The 26399-nt window shown below is 37.1% G+C and carries 20 protein-coding genes; 9 read left to right on the forward strand and 11 right to left on the reverse strand.

All coding sequences use genetic code 11. The features are described from left to right. Nucleotides 1-116 precede the first annotated feature (116 nt). From BN1354_RS08255 to BN1354_RS08280, 6 genes are all read left to right on the forward strand, one after another. Nucleotides 117-3557 carry a SusC/RagA family TonB-linked outer membrane protein gene (locus tag BN1354_RS08255; protein ID WP_053826818.1) on the forward strand — a complete coding sequence of 1147 codons (3441 nt, stop codon included), beginning with the start codon at nucleotides 117-119 and terminating at the stop codon, nucleotides 3555-3557. An 11-nt stretch (nucleotides 3558-3568) separates the two neighbouring features. After that, nucleotides 3569-5188, forward strand: a complete 1620-nt coding sequence (locus tag BN1354_RS08260) for a RagB/SusD family nutrient uptake outer membrane protein (protein WP_053826819.1) — start codon at nucleotides 3569-3571, stop codon at nucleotides 5186-5188. A gap of 37 nt (nucleotides 5189-5225) precedes the next feature. Then, on the forward strand, nucleotides 5226-6353 hold the full coding sequence (locus BN1354_RS08265; RefSeq protein ID WP_053826820.1) for a SusE domain-containing protein: 1128 nt from the start codon (nucleotides 5226-5228) through the stop codon (nucleotides 6351-6353). Between the two features lie 5 nt (nucleotides 6354-6358). Further along, nucleotides 6359-7501, forward strand: coding sequence for a SusE domain-containing protein (locus tag BN1354_RS08270; protein WP_053826821.1), 1143 nt, complete (start codon nucleotides 6359-6361; stop codon nucleotides 7499-7501). A 73-nt stretch (nucleotides 7502-7574) separates the two neighbouring features. Continuing rightward, nucleotides 7575-8720 carry a glycoside hydrolase family 76 protein gene (locus BN1354_RS08275; RefSeq protein WP_053826822.1) on the forward strand — a complete coding sequence of 382 codons (1146 nt, stop codon included), beginning with the start codon at nucleotides 7575-7577 and terminating at the stop codon, nucleotides 8718-8720. Between the two features lie 99 nt (nucleotides 8721-8819). After that, on the forward strand, nucleotides 8820-10982 hold the full coding sequence (locus BN1354_RS08280) for a GH92 family glycosyl hydrolase (protein ID WP_053826823.1): 2163 nt from the start codon (nucleotides 8820-8822) through the stop codon (nucleotides 10980-10982). Nucleotides 10983-11005: 23 nt separating this feature from the next. On the opposite strand, the gene recG is transcribed toward BN1354_RS08280, so the two are convergent. The 3 genes from recG to BN1354_RS08295 all read right to left on the reverse strand — a co-directional run bounded on the left by recG (nucleotide 11006) and on the right by BN1354_RS08295 (nucleotide 15653). Then, nucleotides 11006-13099 carry an ATP-dependent DNA helicase RecG gene (gene recG / locus BN1354_RS08285; RefSeq protein WP_053826824.1) on the reverse strand — a complete coding sequence of 698 codons (2094 nt, stop codon included), beginning with the start codon at nucleotides 13097-13099 and terminating at the stop codon, nucleotides 11006-11008. Nucleotides 13100-13220: 121 nt separating this feature from the next. Continuing rightward, nucleotides 13221-14501 (reverse strand): serine hydroxymethyltransferase, encoded by a 1281-nt coding sequence (gene glyA / locus BN1354_RS08290; RefSeq protein WP_053826825.1) that lies wholly within the window; start codon nucleotides 14499-14501, stop codon nucleotides 13221-13223. 75 nt (nucleotides 14502-14576) lie between these two features. After that, nucleotides 14577-15653, reverse strand: coding sequence for a GDP-L-fucose synthase family protein (locus BN1354_RS08295; RefSeq protein ID WP_045088905.1), 1077 nt, complete (start codon nucleotides 15651-15653; stop codon nucleotides 14577-14579). Nucleotides 15654-15854: 201 nt separating this feature from the next. On the opposite strand from BN1354_RS08295, the gene BN1354_RS08300 reads away from it, so the two are divergent. After that, complete coding sequence (locus tag BN1354_RS08300) at nucleotides 15855-16352, forward strand: hypothetical protein (protein WP_053826826.1); 498 nt, start codon at nucleotides 15855-15857, stop codon at nucleotides 16350-16352. A gap of 6 nt (nucleotides 16353-16358) precedes the next feature. Here the strand turns inward: BN1354_RS08300 and rfbB are convergent, their stop codons facing one another. The 8 genes from rfbB to BN1354_RS08340 form a co-directional block, all read right to left on the reverse strand. Next, complete coding sequence (rfbB, locus tag BN1354_RS08305; RefSeq protein ID WP_045088903.1) at nucleotides 16359-17417, reverse strand: dTDP-glucose 4,6-dehydratase; 1059 nt, start codon at nucleotides 17415-17417, stop codon at nucleotides 16359-16361. A gap of 21 nt (nucleotides 17418-17438) precedes the next feature. Further along, on the reverse strand, nucleotides 17439-18008 hold the full coding sequence (gene rfbC / locus BN1354_RS08310) for a dTDP-4-dehydrorhamnose 3,5-epimerase (RefSeq protein WP_045088902.1): 570 nt from the start codon (nucleotides 18006-18008) through the stop codon (nucleotides 17439-17441). Nucleotides 18009-18014: 6 nt separating this feature from the next. Next, nucleotides 18015-18893, reverse strand: coding sequence for a glucose-1-phosphate thymidylyltransferase RfbA (gene rfbA / locus BN1354_RS08315; RefSeq protein ID WP_045088901.1), 879 nt, complete (start codon nucleotides 18891-18893; stop codon nucleotides 18015-18017). 40 nt (nucleotides 18894-18933) lie between these two features. Then, complete coding sequence (gene trmD / locus BN1354_RS08320; RefSeq protein ID WP_053826827.1) at nucleotides 18934-19605, reverse strand: tRNA (guanosine(37)-N1)-methyltransferase TrmD; 672 nt, start codon at nucleotides 19603-19605, stop codon at nucleotides 18934-18936. A 36-nt stretch (nucleotides 19606-19641) separates the two neighbouring features. After that, on the reverse strand, nucleotides 19642-22134 hold the full coding sequence (locus BN1354_RS08325) for a TonB-dependent receptor (RefSeq protein ID WP_074010747.1): 2493 nt from the start codon (nucleotides 22132-22134) through the stop codon (nucleotides 19642-19644). Between the two features lie 104 nt (nucleotides 22135-22238). Beyond that, nucleotides 22239-22406: a type II toxin-antitoxin system antitoxin gene (locus BN1354_RS08330; RefSeq protein ID WP_045088898.1), complete on the reverse strand. Its 168-nt coding sequence runs from the start codon at nucleotides 22404-22406 to the stop codon at nucleotides 22239-22241. Continuing rightward, on the reverse strand, nucleotides 22403-22924 hold the full coding sequence (locus tag BN1354_RS08335; protein ID WP_053826829.1) for a hypothetical protein: 522 nt from the start codon (nucleotides 22922-22924) through the stop codon (nucleotides 22403-22405). The genes BN1354_RS08330 and BN1354_RS08335 overlap by 4 nt, the downstream gene beginning before the upstream one ends. Before the next feature lie 29 nt (nucleotides 22925-22953). Next, nucleotides 22954-23895, reverse strand: a complete 942-nt coding sequence (locus tag BN1354_RS08340) for an SPFH domain-containing protein (RefSeq protein WP_053826830.1) — start codon at nucleotides 23893-23895, stop codon at nucleotides 22954-22956. A 277-nt stretch (nucleotides 23896-24172) separates the two neighbouring features. On the opposite strand from BN1354_RS08340, the gene BN1354_RS08345 reads away from it, so the two are divergent. Beyond that, nucleotides 24173-25213: a metallophosphoesterase gene (locus tag BN1354_RS08345; protein WP_154904841.1), complete on the forward strand. Its 1041-nt coding sequence runs from the start codon at nucleotides 24173-24175 to the stop codon at nucleotides 25211-25213. Nucleotides 25214-25219: 6 nt separating this feature from the next. Then, nucleotides 25220-26353 (forward strand): metallophosphoesterase, encoded by a 1134-nt coding sequence (locus tag BN1354_RS08350; RefSeq protein WP_053826831.1) that lies wholly within the window; start codon nucleotides 25220-25222, stop codon nucleotides 26351-26353. The last annotated feature ends 46 nt before the right edge of the window (nucleotides 26354-26399 follow it).

A 26399-nucleotide genomic window follows, 5' to 3' on the forward strand; every position in this document is an offset into this window, starting at 1 on the left:
TTAAGCCTATGAAAGTGAAAAAGAAAAAACTACCCAGAGAGAGAAAAAATCAGAAATGCCAACCGAACAGGTTTACTAATTTCTTAGTTCAGTAATTAACTAAATTTGAAAAATTTATGAACAAATGCCTATATGGGTGTACAGTAAAACCCGATAAACAGAAAAACATACTGAAAATGATGAGAACTACATTGTTATTTTTATTTTGCAGCATCATGTTTTCTCACGCAACTACAAGCTATTCGCAAATATTTAATTTCAATAAGAAGTCAGCTTCTATAAAAGAGGTCTGCAAAGAGATTGAAGAGAATAGCAGTTATATCTTTGTTTTTTCTGATTCAAGTGAAAAAATTATAGATAAAAAGGTAAACATTGATGCAAACACATCCGACGTGAAAGAGGTCCTGGATGCAGTTCTAAGTAACTCAGGACTTACTTACATGATTTTGGACAAACAGATTGTCATCTATGAATCTAAAGAAAACTTATCATCTAAAGATTACGTAGAAGAGATGTCCTCTAGTATCAAACAACAGCAAGGCAAAAGAATTTCCGGCAGGATCTTAGATGCTTTTGGAGAATCTATCATCGGAGCTAATGTTGTTGAAGTTGGCACTACCAATGGTACTGTTACAGATATTGATGGTAATTTCACTCTGGATGTGGCAGAAAATGCTTCAATCCAGATAACATATATCGGATATATTGAGCAGATCATCAACACAACCGGCAGAGTTAATTTCAATATCATTCTTCAAGAGGACACAAAGGCTCTGGATGAGGTTATAGTTATTGGTTACGGAACCCGTCAGCGCAGCAGTATTACGGGTGCTGTTGACCAAGTAAGCTCTGACCTGTTTGAAGACCGCCCGGTAAGTAATGCCGTACAGGCCCTTCAGGGTGCTTCTGCAAACCTTATTGTTCAGCAAAAGAACATGAATCCTAACGACAACAATATGAGTATTAACATCAGGGGTGTTAGTACAATGGGTAATAATGATCCACTTATTGTTATCGATGGATTGATATCAACAACCAGTACACTAAACAATATGAATCAAAATGATATTGAGAGTGTTTCTGTACTTAAAGATGCGGGAAGTGCCGCAATTTATGGTTCACGTTCTGCAAACGGGGTAATTCTGGTAACCACAAAGAAAGGATCCAAGTTGCAAAAGCCAATGGTAAGATTCAGTGGGTTAGCTGGATACCAGGATCCAAAAATTCTGTTCCAGCCGGTGGAAGGATGGCAAAATGCTATGTACAGAAATCAGGCCAATATGAATTCAGGAGATGATCCCGCTTTTACACCTGCTCAGATTCGTGATCTATATGAACACAGAAACGAAGAATACTGGTTCTTCAACGAAATCATGCAGAAGGGTTTACAGCAGAATTACAATGTTAATATTTCCGGTGGTAGTGACAATACTACTTATATGGTATCAGCAGGTTATATGAACCAGGAGAGTAACTTTGTTGGTGGTTACGGATTTGAAAGATATAATCTTCGTTCTAACCTGACTACTGAATATAACAGATTTAAGCTTACCTCTTTGCTGGCTTATAATCGTCGCGACGAAAGAACAATATCAGGAGGAACAGGAAATGTTATTATTAACTCTTCACGTATACCGCCATACTATTACTACCGCTTTCAGCAAGATGGAAAATATCTTATCAACAATATTATCGGTGACGATAATACAATGGCAAAACTGAAAGAGGGTGGATATGAAAACAAAGATGAGGACAATATTATAGGAAGTCTTAATTTAGATTATAAGATAATTGACGGATTAACAGCGAAAGGACTTGTTGGTATTGATTTGACTCAGCATCACAGATATAGAAGGGATATTCAGGTTCCTTTATATTCAGCTGCAAATTTGGAAACACCAACAGCAAATATAAATCCTAACAGACTTACCGAAGATTATAACAACAAACGTTATACGCTTAGTACTCAGTTCCTGATTGACTATGAGAAACAGTTAAATGATTTGCACCATGTTTCTGGTTTAATTGGTGTATCAAACGAATCTTATACTTTTAAGGCAAGCAGAATTGCATGGAGATTTACTGATCCTGATTTAGGACTTCCTACAACTGATGATGCAGAGCAGGATACAGGTAACAAGAACTCTAATGATGATACAGATCAGACAAGTATAACATCGCTTTTCGGAAGAGTTGGCTACAATTTCATGAATAAGTATTATGGAGATCTATCTTTCAGATACGACGGTTCATCAAAATTTGCAAAAGAGAACAGATGGGGATTCTTCCCTTCATTGTCTGCCGCCTGGAGAGTTTCGGAGGAACTATTTATGGAAAACTACCGTGATGATGTTGGTGAGCTTAAGCTTAGAACTTCTTATGGTGTACTTGGTAATCAAAATGTGTCCAACTACTCATATCAGACAGTGTATGAAATGCATACCAACACTTATGTATTCAATAACATAGCAGTACCGGGAACAGGTTTCAGATATGGTAATCCTGACCTGACATGGGAGAAATCAAGCAATTTCAATATTGGAGTTGATGCAGGATTTTTCAATAATAACCTTTATGTTTCTCTTGATTATTTCAATAAGAGAACATGGGATATTCTTCTTGCACCAGAAGTTTCTTCTGTATTCGGAAGTTCTGCAGCACATGAAAATGCAGGTGAAATGAGAAACAGAGGCTGGGAAGCTACTGTAAATTATAGATTAAGATCAGGTAATTTTGCACACAACTTTAATCTGAATATATCTGACTCACAAAACAAGGTTACAGATTTTGGTGGTGAAGAGCGTATCGACCAGAGTGATCAGATGTTTAAAATAATCCGTGAAGGTGAAGCTCTTGGATCATATTTTGGTTACAAAACAGATGGTTATTTCCAAAATCTGGATGAAATCGCCAACAGTGCTTTACCAATTGGGGCATCATTACAACCTGGCGACGTTAAATATGTTGATCAAAATAATGATGGTGTGATTGATGAGAGAGACCGTGTAATTTTGGGTAATGCATTCCCGAGATACACATTTGGTTTTACTTATGACCTTCAGTATCGTAATTTCGATTTTTCACTGCTATTACAGGGTGTGGGAAAAAGAGATATGTATATCAGGGGTGAGCTGATTGAGCCATTCCACTCAAACTACTCTTATGCAATCTACAAACACCAGCTTGATTTCTGGACACCTACTAATCCCGATGCAAGATGGCCACGTTTGATTGCACCAAGCTCACAATCATCTCAAAACAACTGGGGTAGAGGTGGTACAGATATTTATCTGCTGAATGGAGCTTATTTGAGAGTAAAGAATGTACAGTTGGGTTATACAATACCAAATTCATTAACCAACAAATTTGGTGTTGAAAAACTTCGTCTAAGTGTGAATGCACAAAATCCGATAACCCTTACTAAAAACTCATTCATAGATCCGGAAACTTCTGAATTCGGTAATAACATGGGTGGTATAGGTGGAGTAAATGCAAATAGTGCAAGAAACTACCCAACATTGGTATATTATGGGTTTGGAATAGATATTGAATTTTAATACTTTATAATATGAAAACAAAAATCATAAAATATATTTCTTTTATCTTAATCACAACTGCAATACTTTCATCTTGCAATGATCTGGATTTGGCTCCTACAAACAGGTTTACAGATGCCAATTACTGGACTTCGACAGAGAAAGCTGCTGCTGTTCTGAATATGGCTTACAGCCAGATGTTTAATTCGAATTACTTCTTCGCTAATGAGAGACTGACTGACAACCTTTATGAAGGCAGAGGTAATACAAATGAGAAAATTATCACTTCAGGTCAGGCTGATGCCGCACTTGGAAGATTTGCTGGTGAATGGGCGGATTGCTATAGTGGAATAAAAACTTGCCATATTCTTTTGGAAAATATTGATCTTGTTCCAAATATGGATCCTGCTGTAAAAGAAAGAATGAAAGCTGAAGCACGTTTCATCAGAGCTTCTCTGTTTTTCAGACTTACAAACCATTATGGTGATGTTCCACTATTTGACTTTAATATTTCACGACAGGAAGCAAATACAATAGAGCGTTCTCCGAAGGCAGAGGTTCTTGAATTTGTAAGGAACGAACTCAACAGTATTGTTACTCTTCTTCCTAAGAAAGGTGAATATAGCGATAAAGATAAAGGAAGAATTACGCAGGGAGCTGCAATGATGCTGCTTGCAAGAACCTATCTTTATGAAAATAGCTGGTCGGAAGTAGCTTCAATTACACAACGAATAATTAATGGTGAGTTTGGAAATTATGAGCTATTTCCAAGTTATGAGGGATTATTCCTTCCTCAAAATGAATTAAACGACGAGGTTATTTTAGATCTTGGTTATGCACTTAATCTGAGAACATGGATGGAAATGTATGATGGAATTCCTATCTCTGTAGGTGGTCGTATCAATGCATTTGCACCAACTCAGGAACTTGTGGATGATTATATCATGAGAAATGGTAAAGCCATACATGAAGATGGTTCAGGATATAATGAAAACGATCCATATGTTAACAGAGACCCTCGTTTTGGAGCAACTATTGTTTATCATGGTTACCAATGGGTAGATGGTTCAGGCAAGGTATCTACTATCTATATTCGCCCAGGATCTTCTGCTGAAGCGGGAGCATCAAACCTTGATGAATATTCTGGTCCCGGCCAGAACTCTACAGCTACAGGATATTACATAAGAAAGTATTTCGACCCTCAGGCTCCTGAAGGTATGAATGCAGGATTGAACCTGATATTAATGCGTTATGCTGATGTTCTATTAATGTATGCAGAAGCAAAGAATGAGCTTGGCGAGATGAATGAATCGGTTTGGAACCAAACAATCAGACCTATTCGTGTACGTGCAGGTTTTACAGATGCAGGTGCATTAAACTACCCGGGTAATGACAACATGAGAGAAATTATTCGTCGCGAACGTCGTTCTGAGCTCGCAATAGAAGGATTAAGACTGTTTGACATACGCAGATGGGGTACAATAGAAACTGTTATGAATGGCACTCCTCATGGGGCAAAATTTGCAGCTAATAATACCCAATATATTGAATTGGAACAAAGAAGATTTAATCCGGAACGTGATTACCTATTTGCTATTCCTCAATCTCAAAGAGATATTAATGAAAACCTGACACAAAATCCGGGCTATTAATGGTTTTGTTACAACAGTTATTTTAAAATCAGGAATTATGAAAAATAAAATATTACAACTATCAATTATATTATCACTGATATTTTCCGTTACATCATGCAGTAGTGAAGGAGAAGTTAGAGACCTGGGTGTCACCCCTGTGGAGAGGCTTTACGAACCAGTAGACGGGCGGACATTAATACTTCAATCTTCTGCTTCAGCAATGTTGTATTTTGAATGGGAACCTGCCAGAGCTGAAGATAGTGGAACGGTTCTTTATGAGATAGCTTTTGACGTAGCTGATGGTGATTTCTCTGATCCAATTGCAGTTTTGGCTGCCGACAACAATGGAGGAAGTAACCATGCAACAGTTACACATAAGCAGTTAAATCAGATTGCTGCATTGGCAGGAATTGAATCATCTGAACAGGGTACATTAAAATGGACAGTATATTCATCAAAAGGTATTAATCCTGTTAAAGCTAAACAGGAAAGGACAATTACACTGACCAGACTTGCAGGATTTGCCAATATACCTGATCAGCTTTATATTACAGGGGAAGGAACTGAAGTTGGAGGTGACATTGCAAACGCTCTGAGAATGAAAAAAATCAATGATGGTGAATTTGAAATTTATATGCAATTTACTGAGGGTAAAGAGTTCTTTTTTGTAAATAGTACAACAGGAGATCCTATTACCTACTCGCTTAGTGGTGAGAAGATTGTAGAAGGTGGTACATCAACTGTTCCCAATACGGGTATCTATAAATACTATCTTGACTTTAACATCGGCTCTTTCACTACTAAAGAGGTTACTAAAGTTGTTCTGTTCTTAAACTGGTCACAGAGAGAGATTGAATTGCCATATAAGGGGCTTGGAGTTTGGGAATTAACAAACCATACAATTACTGGTCTTACAGACAATGACAACAATGATGACAGGTATAAATTCAGAATGACCAGCTCTGATGGTGTAACAGAATGGCGTTCACCAGGTAATGACAGTAAACCTTCAGGCAATGAGGCGTATTACTATATGGTTGAAAGAGAGAATGTACAGCAGTGGACTGACGGAGAGATTTGGAAAAGTCCATCAACAACTGGTTGGAGTGATAAAACATATGACTTTATGTTTTCACTAAATCCAGGTGGTCAATATACTCATAATCTAATCATTAAAGAATAATAAATATGAAACAAATAACATATTATCTTTCAATAATTATTTCACTGACTCTCTTTATGGCAGGATGTTCAGATAACATGGGTGAAACTGATAAGAGTCTGGTTGAAGTAAAAGAACTTATTGAACCAATGGACAGCAAGGCTCTGGTTTTACAGCCTGCAGCCTCAGCTACTGAATATTTTGAATGGGAACATGCAGATTTAACAGGTGCAGGTCCTGCAATCTACCAGATTGCTTTTGACAAAGAGGATGGCGATTTTTCAAATCCACTTTATATTGCATATTCAAACAATAACGGTTTCAGCAATTTTGTAAACATTTCACACAAGCAGCTGAATAAAATAGCCGGAATGACAGGAATGGGACCTTCTGCTACCGGAACAATAAAATGGACCGTATTCTCTATTAAAGGCACCAACATGATAAAGGCTGCCAAGGAGAACAAAATAGTAATAACAAGATTGGCCGGTTTTCCAGAAGAGGAGATACCTATCGATCTATATGTAACAGGTGAAGCTTCCGAAGGTGGCACAGATCTTAACAAGGCTCATAAAATGAAAGCTGTATCTACAGGAGAGTTTGAAGTTTATACCTATCTTAAGGCAAATGCTGCTTACAATTTTGCGAGCTCTAACTCCGGTTCTCCGGCACTGTTCTCTTTAAGTGATGGTATCGTTATAAAAGAGGGCTCATCAACAGTATCTGCTGATGGAGTTTACAGGATTACGGTTGATTTCAATACCGGAGCAGGAACTATCGCACAGGTAACAAGAATTGGTTTTTACTTTAGCCCTGAAAACAAAATATTGTTTGATCTTCCTTACCGTGGATACGGTGTATTCCAGACTACTGAAACAGTGACCTTTAAACAGGAAGGATGGGGACGTGATGAACGTTACAAATTCAGAATGTTTGTAAAAGAGGAGGGAAGTGAAAATGAGGTTGAGATGGAATGGGGTACTCTGAATCAGACCGACTCCAGACCGGATGCGAACAGTCCCGAATCATATTATTACTTAAAACTGGTGAATCCTACACAATGGGATAATAAATGGAAATTGATGGGTAATTATGATGGGAACCCTGCTGTATATACAATATATCTTCAGGCAGACCAGCCATATACTCATTCAGTTACAGCACCTTGACAGATGAGGAAAGTAGTATGGGAATTACCAATAGGTTATTCCCATACTTTATTATTTTAAATAAATTACTCTTATGAAAAAAAACTATCAATATCTGCTAATGCTATTCATACTTTTTGCCTGGGGATGCGAAAAAGGTGATATACCAGGTGATGGGGATAAAGATGATGATGATGATAAAGTAGAGATAAACTGGAATGATGCTGCAAACTCAAGCAGTGATGCTTTAATTTCATCTTTTTGGAATAGCAGCGGACAATATTTTAATACTAATAATGGTGGTAATACTACCTTTCAGTATTGGCCAAATGCACATGCTCTGGATGTGGTAATAGATGCATATGTGAGGACTAATAACCAATCATATAAAACTATAATTGAACAGTGGTTCACAGGTGTAAAAGCCAGAAACGGCAACACCTGGAATAATGATTTCTATGATGACATGGAGTGGAATGCTTTAGCCTTACTTAGGGCTTTTAAAGCAACAAACGACCCAAAGTATAAAGATGCAGCTCTTGAACTATGGGGATATATAAAAGAGGGCTGGAATGATAATGCCGGCGGAGGTATCACATGGAAAAAGGGTATGGAATGGAGTAAGAATGCCTGTTCAAATGGCCCTGCTGCCATACTTGCAGCACGTCTTTACCAGGAGTTTGGTAACCCTGAAGATAAAGAGTGGGCACTGCGAATATATGACTGGCTAAAATCAACATTGGTGAATACAAATTCAGGTGCTGTCTGGGATAGTATTGACTCAAGAGAGGGTAAAATTAATAAAGATTGGATTTTTACATATAACCAGGGTACATATTTAGGAGCTGCAGTTGAATTACATAAAATATTAAATGAAAAAAGTTATCTGAATGATGCTGCTATGGCTGCCGACTATACAATGAGCAGCTTGGTAAACAACTCTATATTAAAGAGTGAAGGTGACGGGGATGGAGGACTCTTCAAAGGTATATTTGTAAGATATTTCACTCAGCTTATAATTCAGGAAAGACTTGATGAACCTGTTCGCAGAAGATATTTACAGTTTATCAAACTAAATGCCGAGACATTATGGAATGAAGGCACTAATAAACAAAACTTTCTTTTTAGTCCCAACTGGCGTGTAAAACCCGGTAATACAACAGGGCTGACAGAACAGCTCAGCGGATGCATGTTAATTGAGTCTGCTGCATACTTACAAAAAGAGAATTATATTGATTAATACAATCAATTCATTATAAAAATAGTTTGTGAATTATTACATTTATGATTAGGTTCGTAATTGCATTAATTTAATACATATATCATAGAAATAATTAAAATGAGACTTTTATCTACGATTATCACCCTTTCAATTATCTTATCAGGCTGTACATCTATATCGGAGAAAGGCTTAACAAGCTATGTTAACCCATTCCTTGGAACAGCTACTTTGTGGGAACCTGAAGACCTTGGCTATGTACGCACTTGGGAAGAGCGCACATGGGGAGCAGAGGTTTTCCCTGGATCATCACTTCCGAATGCAATGGTTCAGCTAAGTCCTGTGACACAATTCAGAAGTGGAGCCGGCTATCAGTATGAAGATACTGTAATTTTTGGTTTTGCTCACACCAATAAGGGTCACTGGAACCTACTCCATCTGCCTGTGCTTCCTGTAACAGGAGATGTAAATCCAACCGATTTCGCATCGGAATATAGTCATGAGAATGAATCTGCACATCCGGGATACTATCAGGTATTTTTAGAGAGGTATGGTATAAATGCTGAACTTACTTCCACTTTAAGATCAGGATATCATAAATATAGTTACAATGATGGATCTGATAAAAAACTTATTGTTGATATAACACGCACTAATAACAGAGTGAGGTACTGGGCAATAGAAAAGAGTGGTGATTATTCCTTCACAGGTTTTCAGGACGCAGAGGGTAAAATATATTTTTTTGCTGTTTCTAACTACCCTATTGACGAAATAGAGCAAGTAAAGAATGACCAGCATGAAGTATCTGTTGTTAAATTCGGGAATAATGGAAAAAATAGCCCATTGGAGTTAAAGATTGGGTTCTCATTTGTGAGTGTTGAGAATGCAAAGATGAACCTGGAGGAGGAAATGATTGATAAAAGTTTTGATCAGGTTCGTAAAGAGGCAGATAACACATGGAATAAACTATTGTCGAATATTGAAGTGAGTGGTGGCACTGAACGTGAGAAAGGAATTTTTTATTCAACTCTGTATCGTTCGTTTTTATGGCCTGCATTGAGAAGTGATGTGAATGGCGACTTTACAGACGAGAGAGGTGAAGTTGTAAATGAGGGTTTCAGATATTATACTAATCCATCGTTCTGGGATGATTACAGGAACAAACTTGTGTTGCTGGGAATGGTATCACCTGATGTGACAACAGATGTTATTAAATCAATCATTGATAAAGGTGAAAAGAGAGGCGGATATATGCCTACATTCTTTCATGGTGACCACGCTTCGGTATTTGTTTCAGGTAGTTGGCTCAGAGGAATAAAAGATTTTGATCTTGAGAGAGCTTATGCATTGTTATTAAAAAATGCCACAGTTCCGGGTCGTGGTGGAAGACCATATCTTGACGAGTATATAGAGAAAGGGTGGATTGCTGAAAAAGATACAACTAATGTTCCATTTTGGGATGAGTATAAAGCTGCAGTTACCAAAACGGTTGAGTATGCTTACGACGATTACGCTACTGCTCTTGTAGCAAAAGAGATTGGAGATACAGAAAATTATGAGCTGCTGATGGGTCGCTCAATGAACTATAAAAATCTGTTTGACCCTTCAACCGGTTTCTGGCGTGGTAAGGTGGATAATGGCACCAAAGAGGGTAAGTGGATTGAAGACTTCGATCCTTATTATGCCTATTTTGCCTATATGTATCGTGAAGCAAATGCATGGAATTCTCTCTTCTTTGCACCTCATGATGTTAAAGGAATGATTGATCTTTATCCAAGTTATGAAGCTATCGACAAGAAGCTTGATTCACTGTTTACAGAACCGTGGAATGGAATTGAACTTCATAATATGACAGGATTCATAGGCAATTATTGCCATGGCAACCAACCGGGACACAGTATTCCTTATACCTATTACTTTATAGATCGCCAGGAGAAGGCACAATGTGTACTTGATAGTATCATGAACAGGTTTTATGATATGGGAGCTGAGGGACTTGCATATGCAGGTATGGATGATGCTGGTGAGATGTCTGCCTGGTATGTATTGAATGCAATAGGATTATATACATACTCTCCGGCTGATCCGGAGTATATTGTAACTGTTCCGCTGTTTGATGAAGTTAAGTTCAGACTAGGTACAGGCAACAAGTTCACTATCAGAAAAGATGGTAATGGTAAAAAAATTAACCAGATTACCTATGGAGGTGAAGTAGTTGACGGCTGGTTTATCTCACATGAATTACTTGAGCAGGGTAAAGAACTGGTTATTAAAACTGAATAATATAATTGAACTGTTTGGACCTTTCAGCTTATTCTGCTCCAGTCGTAACGATTACCTCCGAGCAGTTTAAGCTGATGTTTAAGCACCTCATGCTCAGGCAGCTCAAGAGAGGGGTCATTATCGATTAATTTTTCTGCAATTTCACGTGCCCTGAACAATATATCGTTGTCTTTAACGATATCAGCAATTTTGAGATCGAATGGAATCCCGCTCTGCTGGGTTCCTTCCAGATCTCCCGGGCCCCTGAGTTTCAGGTCAGCTTCAGCAATAACAAATCCATCGTTACTCTCTGTCATTATCTCAATCCTTTTACGGGTATCTGATGACAATTCATAAGGGGTTATTAAAATGCAATATGACTGATCCGCACCCCTACCTACTCTTCCTCTTAACTGATGCAACTGAGACAGACCAAACCTTTGTGCACTCTCTATTACCATAACACTGGCATTTGGCACATTAACCCCAACCTCAATTACTGTTGTAGATACCATTATATCTGCTTTACCTGAAACGAACTTCTGCATAACTTCATCCTTCTCAGCTGGCTTCATCCTGCCATGCATTTTGCAAACTGAAAACTCAGGGAAAGCCTCTTTTATATGCTCATATCCCTCTTCCAGATTTTTTAGGTCGAGCGTTTCACTCTCTTCAATCAATGGGTAAACAATGTAGACTTGGCGACCAGAATTGATCTCTTTCCTTATAAAATTATATAGCTCACCCCGCTTTTTGTCAAATCGATGCAATGTTTGCACTGGTTTTCTTCCAGGTGGTAATTCATCAATTACAGATACATCAAGATCGCCATATACAGTCATAGCCAGAGTACGAGGTATAGGTGTAGCAGTCATCACCAGTATATGTGGCGGGCGGTTGTTTTTAGACCATAGCTTTGCTCTCTGTGCTACCCCAAAACGGTGCTGCTCGTCAATAACAACAAACCCAAGATTTTTAAACTGTACCACATCCTCTATAAGCGCATGAGTACCAATTAAAATATTTATCTCACCAGATTGCAGTCCTGCATGCAACTCCTCCCTATCCTTCTTTTTAGTTGAACCTGTCAGTAACTCTACTCTTAGATTCATTCCTGACAGCATTTTGGTGAATGTTTCGTAATGCTGGGAAGCAAGAATCTCTGTTGGAGCCATCAAGCATGCCTGGAAGCCATTATCCAAAGCTATCAGCATACACATTATAGCTACCAATGTTTTTCCACTTCCAACATCACCCTGTAGAAGACGATTCATCTGCTTTCCTGATGCGGTATCTTTGCGAATCTCTTTAATAACCCTTTTCTGTGCACCGGTTAAAGGGAATGGCAGATTATTTTTGTAAAAATTGTTCAGGTACTCACCCACCTTATGGAAAACAAAACCATTTAATTTTCCCTTTCTATCATATGCATAACGGACGATATTCAACTGGATATAAAACAGTTCTTCAAATTTTAATCTATATTGAGCATCCTTCAGATTAGCAGGTGATTTAGGAAAGTGGATATTCTCAACAGCATCATGAAAAGATATTAGCTTTGCATCAGTTATAACATCAGAAGAAAGAGATTCAGGCAGTCTATCTTTGATTAAGCTGAATGCATTCTCAATAATCTTCTGCATAGCCTTTGAGTTGAGATAATGATTTTTCATTTTCTCAGTTGTATTGTACATTGCCATCAGTCCCTGAGGCAAATCTGACTCATTTAAAAAAGGATCTATTTCTGGATGAGCTATATTCCACTTACCATTAAAAAGATTAGGTTTGCCAAAAACTATATACTCCTGATTAAGCTTATATTTTCCTTCGATAAAACGAATACCCTGAAACCAGACAAGATCAATAAAACCGGTACCATCTGTGAAATGCGCTACCAGTCGCCTTTTTCGCCCCTCACCAAAAGTCTCGAATGCAGTTATTTTCCCTTTTATCTGAATATATGCAAGGGTGTTGTCAATTTCATGAATATAATAGAAACGGGTTCTGTCAATATACCTATACGGATACCATCTTAAGAGATCCCCAACAGTGAAAACATCTATCTCCTTGTTTAATAGTGCTGCTCTTTTAGGACCAACACCCGGTATAAACTGAATTTCTGTTTGAAGGATACTCATAAACTATCTACTGTAGGATTTCAAATCTGCCTGTTATATGCAAATATAAATAAAAACGAGGAATAGTTCAACCACTCCTCGTTTGATATTGTCTAAGAAAAAGCCAGTAACTGTTTTTACATTACCAAGCAAAAATTGGATATTTTTTCATTGTTTCATTCACCTTCTCACGAACAGAAGAAATCACTTTACCATCTTCGGGATTTGCCAGAACCTTATCAATCATCTCAACAATTTCACCCATAAGATCTTCCTTTGCACCGCGAGTTGTTATAGCAGGTGTACCGAAACGGAGTCCTGAAGTCTGGAATGGCGATCTGTCATCGAAAGGCACCATGTTCTTATTTACGGTAATATCAGCCTCTACCAGCAGATTCTCGCCTTGCTTACCTGTCAGATTTGGGAACTTGCTTCGCAAATCTACAAGAATGATATGATTATCTGTACCACCCGATACTACATTATATCCAAGATCGACAAATGCTTGCGCCATTGTGGCTGCATTTTTCTTAACCTGTTGTTGATAAACTTTGTACTCAGGCTGAAGTGCTTCATGAAAAGCAACAGCTTTAGCAGCAATAATATGTTCGAGGGGACCTCCCTGCATACCCGGGAAAACTGCTGAGTCGAGCATAGCTGACATCATTTTCGTCTCACCCTTTGGAGTTTTTACACCCCATGGGTTTTCAAAATCTTTACCCATCAGAATAACCCCACCACGTGGTCCGCGAAGTGTTTTATGCGTTGTAGATGTAACTATATGTGCATATTTAACCGGATTTTCAAGTAAACCTGCAGCTATTAATCCTGCCGGGTGTGCCATATCAACCATAAAAATTGCGCCGATCTCGTCAGCAACTTTTCTGATACGTGCATAATCCCATTCACGTGAATAAGCTGAAGCACCTGCAATAATCAACTTCGGTTTTTCAGTACGTGCAACCTGTTCCAGTTGATCATAGTCGACATGCTGATCATCTTCTCTTACATTATATTCAAGTGGATGAAACATCAATCCTGAAAAATTAACAGGAGAACCGTGAGTTAGGTGACCACCATGAGAAAGGTTTAAACCCAGGAATTTATCACCTGCTTTAAGGCAAGCAAGAAATACAGCAGCATTTGCCTGTGCTCCTGAATGTGGCTGAACGTTTGCCCATTCTGCATCGAACAATTGCTTTAATCTGTCTATTGCAAGCTGCTCACTTAGGTCAACAACTTCACAGCCACCATAATATCTTCTACCAGGATAACCTTCTGCATATTTATTTGTAAGGACAGAGCCGGCAGCTTCCATTACCTGCTCACTAACGAAATTTTCAGAAGCAATCAGCTCCAAACCCTTTAACTGACGATCTCGCTCCTTTTCTATTATTTCAAAGATGTGCTTATCTCTATTCATCTGATTCTGTTTAAATAATGACGTGCAAAAATAGTGAAGTTTACTTACAATAGGAAGTTATTTATACCACAATTTTCATATATTCTGAATATACCAATTGTACAATTTCTGAACTCCCTCCTCAACTTCAATCTTATGCTTCCACCCAAGATTATTTAATTTGGTTACGTCAGTCAGTTTTCTCATAGTACCATCAGGTTTTGAATCATCAAAAAGTATCTCACCATCATATCCGATGGTCTCTTTGATAAGTAATGCAAGATCATGAATTGATATCTCTTTTCCTGTACCAATATTTATATGACAGTTTCGTATCTCTTTTTTATCTTCTATTAAGTCAGAAAAATCAACATTCTCCATTATGAACACGCACGCATCCGCCATCTCTTCACTCCAGAGAAACTCTCTTAATGGCTTGCCTGTTCCCCAGAGCTTTACATGCTTGTCTGTGATTCCATATTTTCCAAGTATCGACACTTTCTCATCTTTACTGCTTTCTCCGTTTACCTTTTCTACAGGGCGAACATTGAGGTCTCTGTTTATCGTATCCCAGTTGTTATCCATCAAAGCCTTTGAAAGAAAGATCTTCCTTATCATTGCAGGAAGAACATGACTCTTTTCCAGATCAAAATTATCATTTGGTCCATATAGGTTTGTGGGCATTACCGCAATAAAGTTTGTGCCATATTGAATATTAAAACTCTCACACATCTTAAGTCCGGCAATTTTTGCAATGGCGTATGGTTCATTTGTATATTCCAGTGGTCCGGTAAGTAAAGAGTCTTCTGAAATAGGCTGACTCGCCTCTTTTGGATAGATACATGTACTCCCCAAAAAGAGCAGTTTCTTTACGTTATGACGGAAACTCTCTGAAATCACATTATTTTGAATCTGTAGATTTCTGTATATAAAATCAGCTCTGTAATTATTATTGGCAATGATACCACCGACATGTGCTGCAGCCAGAAATACAAAATCAGGTTTCTCCTGATCGAAAAACCTGGAAACTTCAGAGCCATTCATAAGATCGAGCTCTTTATGGGTTCTGCCAATTAAATTAGTATAGCCTTTCTTTTTCAGATTATTCCATATTGCAGAGCCAACCAACCCCCTATGCCCTGCCACATATATCTTTGACGATTTACTAATCATACAATATTCTCTTTAAATTCTTGCTTTTACCAATAACCTATAATTCAAATAAAATTTCAGAATAAAGCTTTAAGTTTAAATGTAAATGTAATATAAAAATTGCTTAAGATAAAATAATACTATAATTTAGACGTCAGAAATTATTAATTATCCGATATGAAAAAAGTATACTTTACTCTGTTATTTACAATTGTCATTTTAATGAGCGCTAAAGGCCAGTACAACAACTACATCAGGATATCTGGTGACATTGGTATAGTTACAAACAGTGAGCGCGATAAAAAGTTCGGAGCCGGCGGTACTATAGCTTGGTTGACAGTGGATAATTATGTTTCATCCACTGGCAATAACTTCATTTCACTTAGCATAAAAGGCTTTAATAACCCATATGGAGAAGGTAAGCTGGTTTCAAGTATCCTCAATAATGCAGATGATGGATTCAATTATATTATGCCATTGGTTGGATACAGGATTACCAAGATAGGCTTTGAAGATGGATTATTTTTTGAACCACGCATAGGTGCAGCATTTGGTGGTAATTATGCAGCATTTGCATTTGCTCCGCTAGCCGGTTACTCCTTTCAAAATATAGAACTCTCTATCTTTGTTGATATGGGATTTGGATCAAAAAACAGCGCAATAAGAAAGAAAAACTTTGTTACACCCGGTGTGAGTATAGCATATAACTTAGGCATGTAATATCATCTATTCGCCATACATTTGTTTATAATAGTTCATGTATTCACCACTAGTTACATGATCAAGCCAGTCCTGATTGTCAAGATACCATCTAACTGTCTTCTCAAGCCCTTCCTCAAACTGAAGTGATGGTTTCCAACCAAGCTCGGAAGTCAGTTTAGTCGCATCAATAGCGTAACGCAAATCATGACCGGCCCTATCGGTAACATAGGTTATAAGTTTTTCTGACTCACCTTCTGCTCTCCCTAATAGTTTATCACAAACTTTCACAACCTGATGAATCAGGTCAATATTCTTCCACTCATTGAGTCCTCCAATATTATATGTATCCCCTCGTTTACCTTTGTGAAATATTACATCAATTGCTTTGGCATGATCCTCTACATACAGCCAGTCTCTTACATTCTCTCCCTTACCATAGACAGGCAATGGTTTATTGTGACGAATATTATTTATAAATAATGGAATAAGTTTTTCGGGAAACTGGTAAGGTCCATAATTGTTGGAACAGTTAGAGATTACTATTGGCAGCCCATATGTATCCCTATAAGCTCTGACGAAATGGTCCGAAGATGCTTTCGAAGCTGAATATGGTGAGTGTGGATCATAAGATGTAGTCTCAGTAAATGGATGCTCTCCAAATTCAAGTGATCCATATACCTCATCAGTAGACACATGATAAAACAGTTTATTGCTGAAATCATTGTTCCAATACTCTCTGGCAGCCTGTAAAAGATTTAGAGTACCCATTATATTTGTACGGGCAAAAGAGAACGGATCAGTTATAGATCGGTCTACATGACTCTCTGCAGCCAGATGTATAACAGAATCTATTTCATACTTTCTGAAAAGATTTTGCATTTCAGAAAAATCACATATATCAGCTTTTACAAAAGTATAATTTTCTCTATCCTCAATATCCTTCAGATTAAGCAAGTTGCCTGCATAAGTGAGAGCATCAACATTAATAATCTTATACTCAGGATAACTATTAATAAAATGCCTTACTACATGTGAACCTATAAAACCGGCACCTCCTGTAATTAATATGTTTTTTCTTCCCATTTTACTCAAAATATCTAATTTTTAATTTTTTGACTTCTTACTTTCGAAATATACAGAGTTTAAGTCAAAATTTGGATTATTCTTATCCTTTTCAGATAATATTATATCTTCATCAGGTAGTAACCAATTAATGTTTAACTGTTTATCATCCCACATTAAACCCTCTGCATAATCAGGAGCATAATAGTTATCACATTTATACTGACACACAGCATGATCACTTAAGACAATAAAACCATGCGCGAACCCTCGGGGAATAAAGACCTGCTGTTTATTCTCTTCTGATAATTCAACCGAGACATGTTTACCAAATGTTGGAGAATTATGTCTTAAATCAACTGCAACATCCAACACTTTTCCACTAATCACTCTTATCAGTTTAGCCTGAGCAAAAGGATTTTTCTGAAAATGCAAACCTCTCAATACACCATAGCTGGATCTGCTCTCATTGTCCTGAACAAACTGCGTTTTACTTACCTTTTCTTCAAACTCTCTCTGAGAAAAAGACTCAAAGAAATATCCTCGTTCATCTCTATAAATTTCAGGACGAATAATTACCAGACCTTCAATTTCAGTGTACTCTACTTCCATAAATTTTTATTCTATATCAATTAAACGCAATAGATACTGACCATATTGATTCTTTTTCATTGGTTCAGCAATACGTTTAATATCTTCTCTTGAGATCCAGCCATTTAATAATGCGATCTCTTCGAGACAAGCGATTTTTAGACCCTGTCTTTTTTCAAGCACCTCAATAAATGTTGACGCTTCAGATAGCGAATCGTGAGTACCTGTATCCAGCCATGCAAACCCCCTGCCAAGCAATTGAAGGTTCAACTGCTCTTTATTCAGATACATTTCATTAACTGTAGTAATTTCAAGTTCTCCACGTGCAGAGGGCTTTATATTCTTTGCAATTTCAACTACACTATTTGGATAAAAATAGAGCCCTACCACAGCATAGTTTGATTTCGGATTCTTAGGCTTTTCCTCTATTGATTTAACTTTATTATTTATATCAAATTCAACAACCCCATACCTTTCAGGATCATTTACATAATACCCGAATATTGTAGCTTGCCGGTTATTCTCTGTATTGGCCACTGCCTGCTGAAGCATTAACCTGAAACTCTGTCCATAAAAAATATTATCTCCGAGTATTAAGCAAACAGAATCATTGCCTATAAAATCTTCCCCAATAATGAAAGCCTGAGCTAAACCATCCGGACTTGGCTGTTCAGCATATTCAAAGTTGACTCCATAATCAGAACCGTCACCTAAAAGACGTTTGAATCCTGGTAAATCGGCAGGTGTTGAAATGATGAGAATATCTTTTATCCCTGCTAGCATCAGAGTGGAAATAGGATAATAGATCATTGGTTTATCAAAAATCGGCAGCATTTGCTTGGATACACCTTTAGTAATGGGATATAACCTGGATCCAGAACCACCGGCTAGTACAATGCCTTTCATATTTTATATAATTAATTAGTTTTTACAAAGATATAAAAAGTTACAACAAATCAGGTCTAAGTCTTTTTGTACGTTCAACAGCCTGATCATGTCGCCAATCCTGAATTTTCTTTTCATGACCGGATAAAAGCACATCGGGAACTTTCCACCCCTTATACTCTGCCGGCCGGGTATAAACAGGAGGTGCCAGAAGCCCATCCTGGAATGAATCGGACAGAGCTGACTGTTCATCACCAATAACACCTGGAATTAATCTTACAACAGCATCTGCAATCATTGCTGCAGCGAGTTCACCACCGGTAAGTACAAAATCGCCTATTGATATCTCTCTTGTTACAAGATGCTCTCTTACTCTGTAATCTATTCCTTTATAATGACCGCAAAGTATTATGATATTATTTAGTAACGAAAGTTGATTTGCAACAGATTGTGTAAACAGCTCTCCATCAGGAGTTGTAAATATCACTTCGTCATAATCACGCTGTGATTTCAAATGAGATATTGCCCTGTCAATAGGTTCAATCTGCAACACCATTCCAGCTTCTCCACCATATGGATAATCATCAACTCTCTTATGTTTATCTAATGTATAATCACGCAGATTATGTAGTCCAAATTCCACCAGACTCTTATCCTGAGCCCTCTTTAGTATACTTGTATGGAGAGCCCCTTCAATCATTTCGGGAAGCACTGTTATTATATCAATCCTCATTCTTCAAAAATACAGGAAATTAAACATTCTACAAAATTAGCTGCCTGCTGGGATTGTTGCCGCACCCTGTTGTGTACCACTTTCTCCCTGCATGACATCTTCATTTGTAATAGTTCTCTGAACACGTTTAATTGAAGATTTCAGGTCGCCAAACCTATATGTTACACTCAAGCTAAAAACTCTTGCCGGACTCATGAATCTACTCTTCTGAGTGAATCCTTCACCTTTGGTAGTAGTTGACATATCTCTATATTCTGAAAACAGATTTTGAACATTTAAAGACAAGTCAAGCTTCTTATTGATAAGACTCTTTTGCATGCTCATAGAGTAGAAATAAAAAGGAGACTGATTTGTTTGCAGCAAAACCTGGTTTAGGAAAAATCCTCCATTTGTCACAAATCTGAAATCTCTAGGAAAAGAAAATGTAATCCCACCAAAAGCACGACCCGAGAACCCGCTATTTTGCAATCTGCTGTTCTCCTGAGTGCTTTTAATGTCAGTATAATTCACTCCACCATTGATATAAGTTCGAATAATTTCATTGGGCATCCAGCTTAAGTAAAGATTTGTTCCAATAGTATGATTACGTCCAATATTTGCATAAGTGTTATGAGTGACTGATTTTTCAATGCCATCTTCTACATCTTGAACAATAAAACTGTAAGCAGTAACTGCGTTTTTTGCAAAAGAGTAACTAATGGTTGCATTTAAATTAACTTTCTGAGAGAAGGTTCCATAATTTATATTGAAATTATGCTGCTGTTCAGAGTCCAGATTAGGATTTCCATAACTGATATTATTAGGATCCACATCATTGATATATGGATTCAGATACCAGATACCAGGGCGAGATATTCTCATATTATAACCCCCTCTTATAGTTTGAGTCATACCAATCTGATACGATATTGTAGCCGATGGAACCAGATCAAAATAATTTGTCCCAACAACCGTATCCAACTCAGCACTCATAAAATGAATATTCTGCTGTGTTTGCTCAGCCCTCAGACCAATTTTCATACCAATCTTACCACTCCTGTAACTATACCCTCCATATCCGGAAAAGATATTTTGTGTATGATCCAAGTCATTTTTTCTATCAATATCAGGTTTCCATAAGTTGTCTTCAACATCAAAGTATGTATGAACGGCGCGACTCGAATTATCTCTGAAAATATACTTTACACCTGTTTCAACATTATGCTTCCCATTCAATGGATTAACATAATCAACCTGAAATGTATGTTCATTACCACCGGCTTTATTTACACTCTTTAATTGATAACCATCAGGATAATAAAAAACACCACCAGGTTCAACATCATATTTGCTGTCATACTCACTGTCATTTGGATTTCTTTCAAACCTATACGAACCGGTGAGTTGTTCTCCTTTTTTCCTGAAACTCCTCTGGTAATCGGCTGAGAAACTCATACCTCCAAAGTTATTTACACTATTGCTTTCAGAAGTATATGAATATGGTCGCGCTTCACCCGAAACAGCTTGCTGGTTTGTATTAGATTTGAAGTTGCCACCAAATCGGGATACAGAAAGATTAAAAAGGTTGATTGTATCTGGTTCAAAACTCATAGAACCGTTTAGGAAGAGCACTTTGCCAATAGTTGATGTAGCTCCTGTTTGACTCAATGTATTAAGCGGGTAAGGAGTAAATTCTTCAGTAGTAGAACTTGTCTCCGATTTTGGCTGCTTAAACATATCATAACCGACATTTCCGGTAAAGCCAAGTTTTCCATATTTAGTTGCTAAATAGAGATTGCTCCCAAGCCCTTCAAAACTGTTTGCACTTCCTCCAACAGACCCGGAATAACCATCATCAACTCTTTTATCAGTCACAATATTAATTATACCTCCAACTCCTTCTGCATCATAACGAGCACCTGGATCTGTAATTACCTCAATATCCTTAATGCTGTTGGCCGGCATACTCTTTAATACCTGAGAAGGATTAGATGAAACCATATTTGAAGGCTTGCCATTCACATAAATCTTGAAGTTTGATGAACCTTTCAGCTGAATTTCATCCTCCCCATCTACAGTAATCAGTGGCACCTTTCGCAACAGATCAAGTACACTTGAGGTAGATGCCTCAGGGTCATCCTTAGCACTGTAAGTTAGCTTATCCAGCTCCACTTTAACCAATGGCCTCTGAGCAGTAACATTAATCTCTTCCAGCTCAGTGGAAGACTCTGTCATTATGATATCTCCAAGGTCGTATTTTCCGTTAACTGATGTGAGATCTAATGTTTCTTCGACCTCATCCATTCCTACAAAATTGAAGACTAATATATATTTTCCTTTCTCTAGGTCAGTTGAGAACTTACCATTTTCGTTTGTAGCTAATTTCCTGAAACTATTACCAGGATCACTCTCTTCAGCTACAGCAATAGTGGCGTATGGCAAAGGCTTATTATCTTCTGCTGATACTAATCTGCCAGTTACTGATATGTTTTGAGCAACTAAAGTAACAGACATCAGTAAGCACGTGACCAAAACGAAAACTTTATTCATTTTATATGTGGTTTAAATATGTTCTTGGGATTTGAATTTGTATATGTATATATTTATAGTAAAAGTAGAATAAATATGAATAATAATTTCATCAATAGAAATAATTATTCGGATTTCAACCTTCCACTCTTTCTTAGCTGTTGATCAAGCATCCACTGAATCTGACCATTTACACTTCTGAATTCGTCAGCAGCCCATTTCTCAATAGCCTCCATTGTCTCAGGATCCAGTCGCAAGGCAAAATTTTTGGTTGTCTTATCTTTCTTTGTCATCCTATTTCAACTCCATACTTTCCAAGTTTAATAAGTATCTCTTTTAAATATTCTGGTTTTTGGGTACCTATCAAAACACTTTTACCGTTTTTTAATTTTATCATTAACCCTATCTTGCCTTTAACAGTGTAAGCAACAGTGCCTTTTAGCCTCTTTCTGAAACCCCAGCCTCCATATTCAAAGAATGGTTTATATTTTGTGATAAACACCATTTCTATATTACTCCAGTCATATATTTTATACTTCCATTGAAATGGGAAATATCTAATATAGATACCATCACTGTTAATGAATGTCTGAAGCTTACAAAATACAGCAAGGGGTAAAGAGGATAAAAGAATCAGAACAGCAACAATAATCAAACCGATATCGCTCATAGGCGTATCACCAAACGGTTCACCCATCCCAATCTGCTTAATAGTTCCAAAAATAAATATCGAATTGATTAAAAGCAAAACTATCCAGATGAACGGACCCTGGCGTTGTTCTTCAATAAAATTTATTTTATTTATCCTCATTATCCTTGTAGATATAATTGTTACGTCAGTTATTGATAAAGTGAACCAGTATTCAGAACAGGTTGAGCAGACTCATCAGCACACAGTACAACTAATAGATTACTTACCATTGCTGCTTTTTTATCTGCATCAAGTTCTACAATATCCTCATCTTCAATCTTATCTAATGCCATCTTAACCATGGTTACTGCACCCTCAACAATTTTCTCACGTGCTGCTATAATAGCCTCAGCTTGTTGGCGTCTTAACATAACAGCTGCAATTTCGGGTGCATATGCCAAATAATTAATACGAGCTTCTACAATCTCGATACCGGCCATCTCAAGTCTTTTATTCAATTCTTCCTGAAGATCATCATTTACTATATCCCCTCCTGATCTTAATGTTATCTCATCATCTGAAACCAAGCTGCTATCGTAAGCATACTTGCCGGCAATCAGCCTTAATGCAGCATCACTCTGCACATCAACGAAATTCTCAAAAGCGTTCATCTGTTTACTTACAGAGAATGTACCGGTACCAACAGTATTGGGGGTAGATGCAGCGATTGTTTGAGAGTCTATTTCAAACATAGCCTTGTAAGTATCCTTTAGTTTCCAGACTAAAACCAGACCAATAAGAACAGGGTTACCCACTTTATCGTTCACTTTGATAGGATTAGGATTAAGGTTTCTTGCACGAAGTGAAAGTCGTTTCTTAGTAATAAAAGGATTAACCCAAAAGAATCCAGTCTCCTTTAGCACCCCTTTGTATTTACCGAAAAATATCATAACGACTGCTTCGTTAGGCTCAAGCTTTGTAAATCCAAACAGGAATACTAACCAAAACAAAAATAATGTAATACTGGCTATTATACCCCAGATACCCTGCAAGAACAGCCAGACAACCGCTGCTAACAGAACAATTTCCAGAAAAATCATTAAGAAACCGCTTGTTTTAAATCCTTTAAAATTGAATTCTTTTGTTTCCATAAAATATAGTATTTAAAATGATATTATTTTGATATCACAAATATATCATACATTTTTATATTGCCAAAACTTTTTCAATTTATTTTTATATATTTTTTCCATATCTTTATACAATTAATGTATTGTCCCTTTCATAGAGCATTACAATAAGTTAGACATTATATTAAATTGTTCACTTTTTAATTTAGAACTATTGACTCAAAAAGCTATTCTTATAATATTACCTGTAATATTCCTAGCTGTTTATCTGTATACAGCTATCAGGTTATATAAACTTATGCCTGACATTACCCTGATAAAGATCATAGTACCTACTATATTTTTACTTGGTATAATTTCGATGGTTATATTTTTTACTCTGAGTGAAAAACTAAGTTTACAGCTTGCCGGGCAACTCTATTCATTCAGTACAGGATGGTTAGTTGCATTTTTGTATCTATTTATTGGGGTATTACTGATAGATTTTTTTCGCCTCTCAAATCATATTTTTCATTTTATTGACAATGGAACTGTTTACCGAATTTTCACAAATAACACAACAACTTCTCTGATAGTGCTTGGCGTGGTTTCTTTAATTTTAGCTTATGGCAACCTGCTATATCACAATAAAAAAAGACAACATATAAATATAGAGAGCGATAAGATTTCAGAACCAGTTAAAATTGTGGGCATTAGTGATCTCCATATTGGATACACCATTTCTGCAAAAGAGGTTGATAAATGGGTTGAGTTAATAAACTCCGAGAAGCCTGATATTGTTATAATCGCAGGTGATATAATAGATAATCATCTCAGACCACTAATAAATGATTCAACAGAGAGTGTATTAAAAAAAATCACCAGCAATATGGGTGTATATGCCTGTACAGGAAATCATGATATGATGTTTGCTATAAATGAAGATCCGGATTTTTATGATAGAGCAGGCATAACCCTTTTAAGAGACAGACATATAAACTTAAACGGAATAACTATAATTGGTCGCGATGATCATTCAAACAGAGGCAGAAAAAAGCTGAACGACATAATGGAACAGGTAGACAGGTCGTCTTTCACCATTCTGCTGGATCATCAGCCTTTGAAACTTGAAGAAGCAATGGAAAATAGTATTAATTTTCAATTCTCCGGTCATACTCACAGAGGACAGATATTTCCAATTTCATTGATAGCTGACAAAATATTTGAAGTATCTCATGGATACTTAAGAAAGAGCAACACTCACTATTTTGTAACCACAGGAATAGGAATCTGGGGTGGTAAGTTTCGTATTGGAACCAGATCAGAATATCTTGTTATAGAACTGCACCCATCAAGTTAAATAAATATGCGCGCACTTATAAATGCTTATATAATTCATGTTACACTTGGCGTTTTAGTCTTCCTAAAAGGCTGGCACACATTCGACAAGAAGAAATGGGCACGTATTATCCTGATAATTCTTTTCGGCCTTGAATTTCTTATATATACTTATGGATTTTTCTTCTACAGAACCTTACCCGATAACGTTGTCCAGCTGATCCGGGTGATGGGAACAAGCTGGATGCTGTTTCTGCTTTATACAGGAGGGCTATGGTTTATAACCGATCTCATATATATATTTGTAAGAAGATTACTAAAGAAGCCCTGGTATCTTAACAGACAGTCCCGTAAATTCAGAATCATATCATTGACTATTCCTATATTATTTGTGACAGGAGTAATGATAAACGGGCACTACAAATTCAATAACCCAGTTGTGCAGGAATTGCGGTTAAATATTGAAAAGCCTGTTGAAGAGTTTGATTCTGTACGTATAGCAGTAATTGGAGACATGCATTTAGGATGGATGATTAACCGCAAGCATGCCAAACGATATGTTGATCTGATTATGTCACAAAAACCTGATTTGATTCTATTTGTGGGTGATATAATAGATTCGCATATTGAACCTATATTGGATCAGGATATTAAAGATGAGCTGGTTCGACTTTCAGCCCCTCTGGGTATATATTCCTGCACAGGGAATCATGAATACAGATATGATGCTGAAGAGAAAATTCAGTTGTTAAATGAATCTGGAATTGTGATGTTGCGCGATTCTGTGGTATTAATTGATAGCGCAATATATGTAGTTGGTCGTGACGACAAAGTAATTCTCGACAGAAAATCAACCGAGGAAATTATATCAGAAAATCATGTTGATATGTCAAAACCTGTTATCATACTTAACCACACCCCTGATAACCTGAGCGAAGAATCTGAGGCAGGAGCTGATTTAGCACTTTACGGGCATACACACCATGGACAGGCATTTCCAGGTAATATTGCAACAGAAATTGTATTTGAGGTTGCTCATGGTTATAAGAAAAAGGAGAACACCCATGTTTATGTTACATCAGGGATTGGTTTGGTGGGTCCACAATTTCGTATCGGTACAGTATCTGAGATCGCAATAATCACCATACTGTTCAGGAATTAATTATCCTGAATAATAACTGTGATCTACTCTGTTCTCAACAACTATT

The sequence above is a fragment of the Lascolabacillus massiliensis genome, assembly GCF_001282625.1.
Lineage (GTDB): Bacteria > Bacteroidota > Bacteroidia > Bacteroidales > Dysgonomonadaceae > Proteiniphilum > Proteiniphilum massiliensis.

Excerpts from the sequence above, each read along its gene's own strand:
- BN1354_RS08255 (WP_053826818.1), top strand. The coding sequence starts at position 117 with ATGAACAAATGCCTATATGGGTGTACAGTAAAACCCGATAAACAGAAA.
- BN1354_RS08260 (WP_053826819.1), top strand. The coding sequence starts at position 3,569 with ATGAAAACAAAAATCATAAAATATATTTCTTTTATCTTAATCACAACT.
- BN1354_RS08265 (WP_053826820.1), top strand. The coding sequence starts at position 5,226 with ATGAAAAATAAAATATTACAACTATCAATTATATTATCACTGATATTT.
- BN1354_RS08270 (WP_053826821.1), top strand. The coding sequence starts at position 6,359 with ATGAAACAAATAACATATTATCTTTCAATAATTATTTCACTGACTCTC.
- BN1354_RS08275 (WP_053826822.1), top strand. The coding sequence starts at position 7,575 with ATGAAAAAAAACTATCAATATCTGCTAATGCTATTCATACTTTTTGCC.
- BN1354_RS08280 (WP_053826823.1), top strand. The coding sequence starts at position 8,820 with ATGAGACTTTTATCTACGATTATCACCCTTTCAATTATCTTATCAGGC.
- recG (WP_053826824.1), bottom strand. The coding sequence starts at position 13,099 with ATGAGTATCCTTCAAACAGAAATTCAGTTTATACCGGGTGTTGGTCCT.
- glyA (WP_053826825.1), bottom strand. The coding sequence starts at position 14,501 with ATGAATAGAGATAAGCACATCTTTGAAATAATAGAAAAGGAGCGAGAT.
- BN1354_RS08295 (WP_045088905.1), bottom strand. The coding sequence starts at position 15,653 with ATGATTAGTAAATCGTCAAAGATATATGTGGCAGGGCATAGGGGGTTG.
- BN1354_RS08300 (WP_053826826.1), top strand. The coding sequence starts at position 15,855 with ATGAGCGCTAAAGGCCAGTACAACAACTACATCAGGATATCTGGTGAC.
- rfbB (WP_045088903.1), bottom strand. The coding sequence starts at position 17,417 with ATGGGAAGAAAAAACATATTAATTACAGGAGGTGCCGGTTTTATAGGT.
- rfbC (WP_045088902.1), bottom strand. The coding sequence starts at position 18,008 with ATGGAAGTAGAGTACACTGAAATTGAAGGTCTGGTAATTATTCGTCCT.
- rfbA (WP_045088901.1), bottom strand. The coding sequence starts at position 18,893 with ATGAAAGGCATTGTACTAGCCGGTGGTTCTGGATCCAGGTTATATCCC.
- trmD (WP_053826827.1), bottom strand. The coding sequence starts at position 19,605 with ATGAGGATTGATATAATAACAGTGCTTCCCGAAATGATTGAAGGGGCT.
- BN1354_RS08325 (WP_074010747.1), bottom strand. The coding sequence starts at position 22,134 with ATGAATAAAGTTTTCGTTTTGGTCACGTGCTTACTGATGTCTGTTACT.
- BN1354_RS08330 (WP_045088898.1), bottom strand. The coding sequence starts at position 22,406 with ATGACAAAGAAAGATAAGACAACCAAAAATTTTGCCTTGCGACTGGAT.
- BN1354_RS08335 (WP_053826829.1), bottom strand. The coding sequence starts at position 22,924 with ATGAGGATAAATAAAATAAATTTTATTGAAGAACAACGCCAGGGTCCG.
- BN1354_RS08340 (WP_053826830.1), bottom strand. The coding sequence starts at position 23,895 with ATGGAAACAAAAGAATTCAATTTTAAAGGATTTAAAACAAGCGGTTTC.
- BN1354_RS08345 (WP_154904841.1), top strand. The coding sequence starts at position 24,173 with ATGCCTGACATTACCCTGATAAAGATCATAGTACCTACTATATTTTTA.
- BN1354_RS08350 (WP_053826831.1), top strand. The coding sequence starts at position 25,220 with ATGCGCGCACTTATAAATGCTTATATAATTCATGTTACACTTGGCGTT.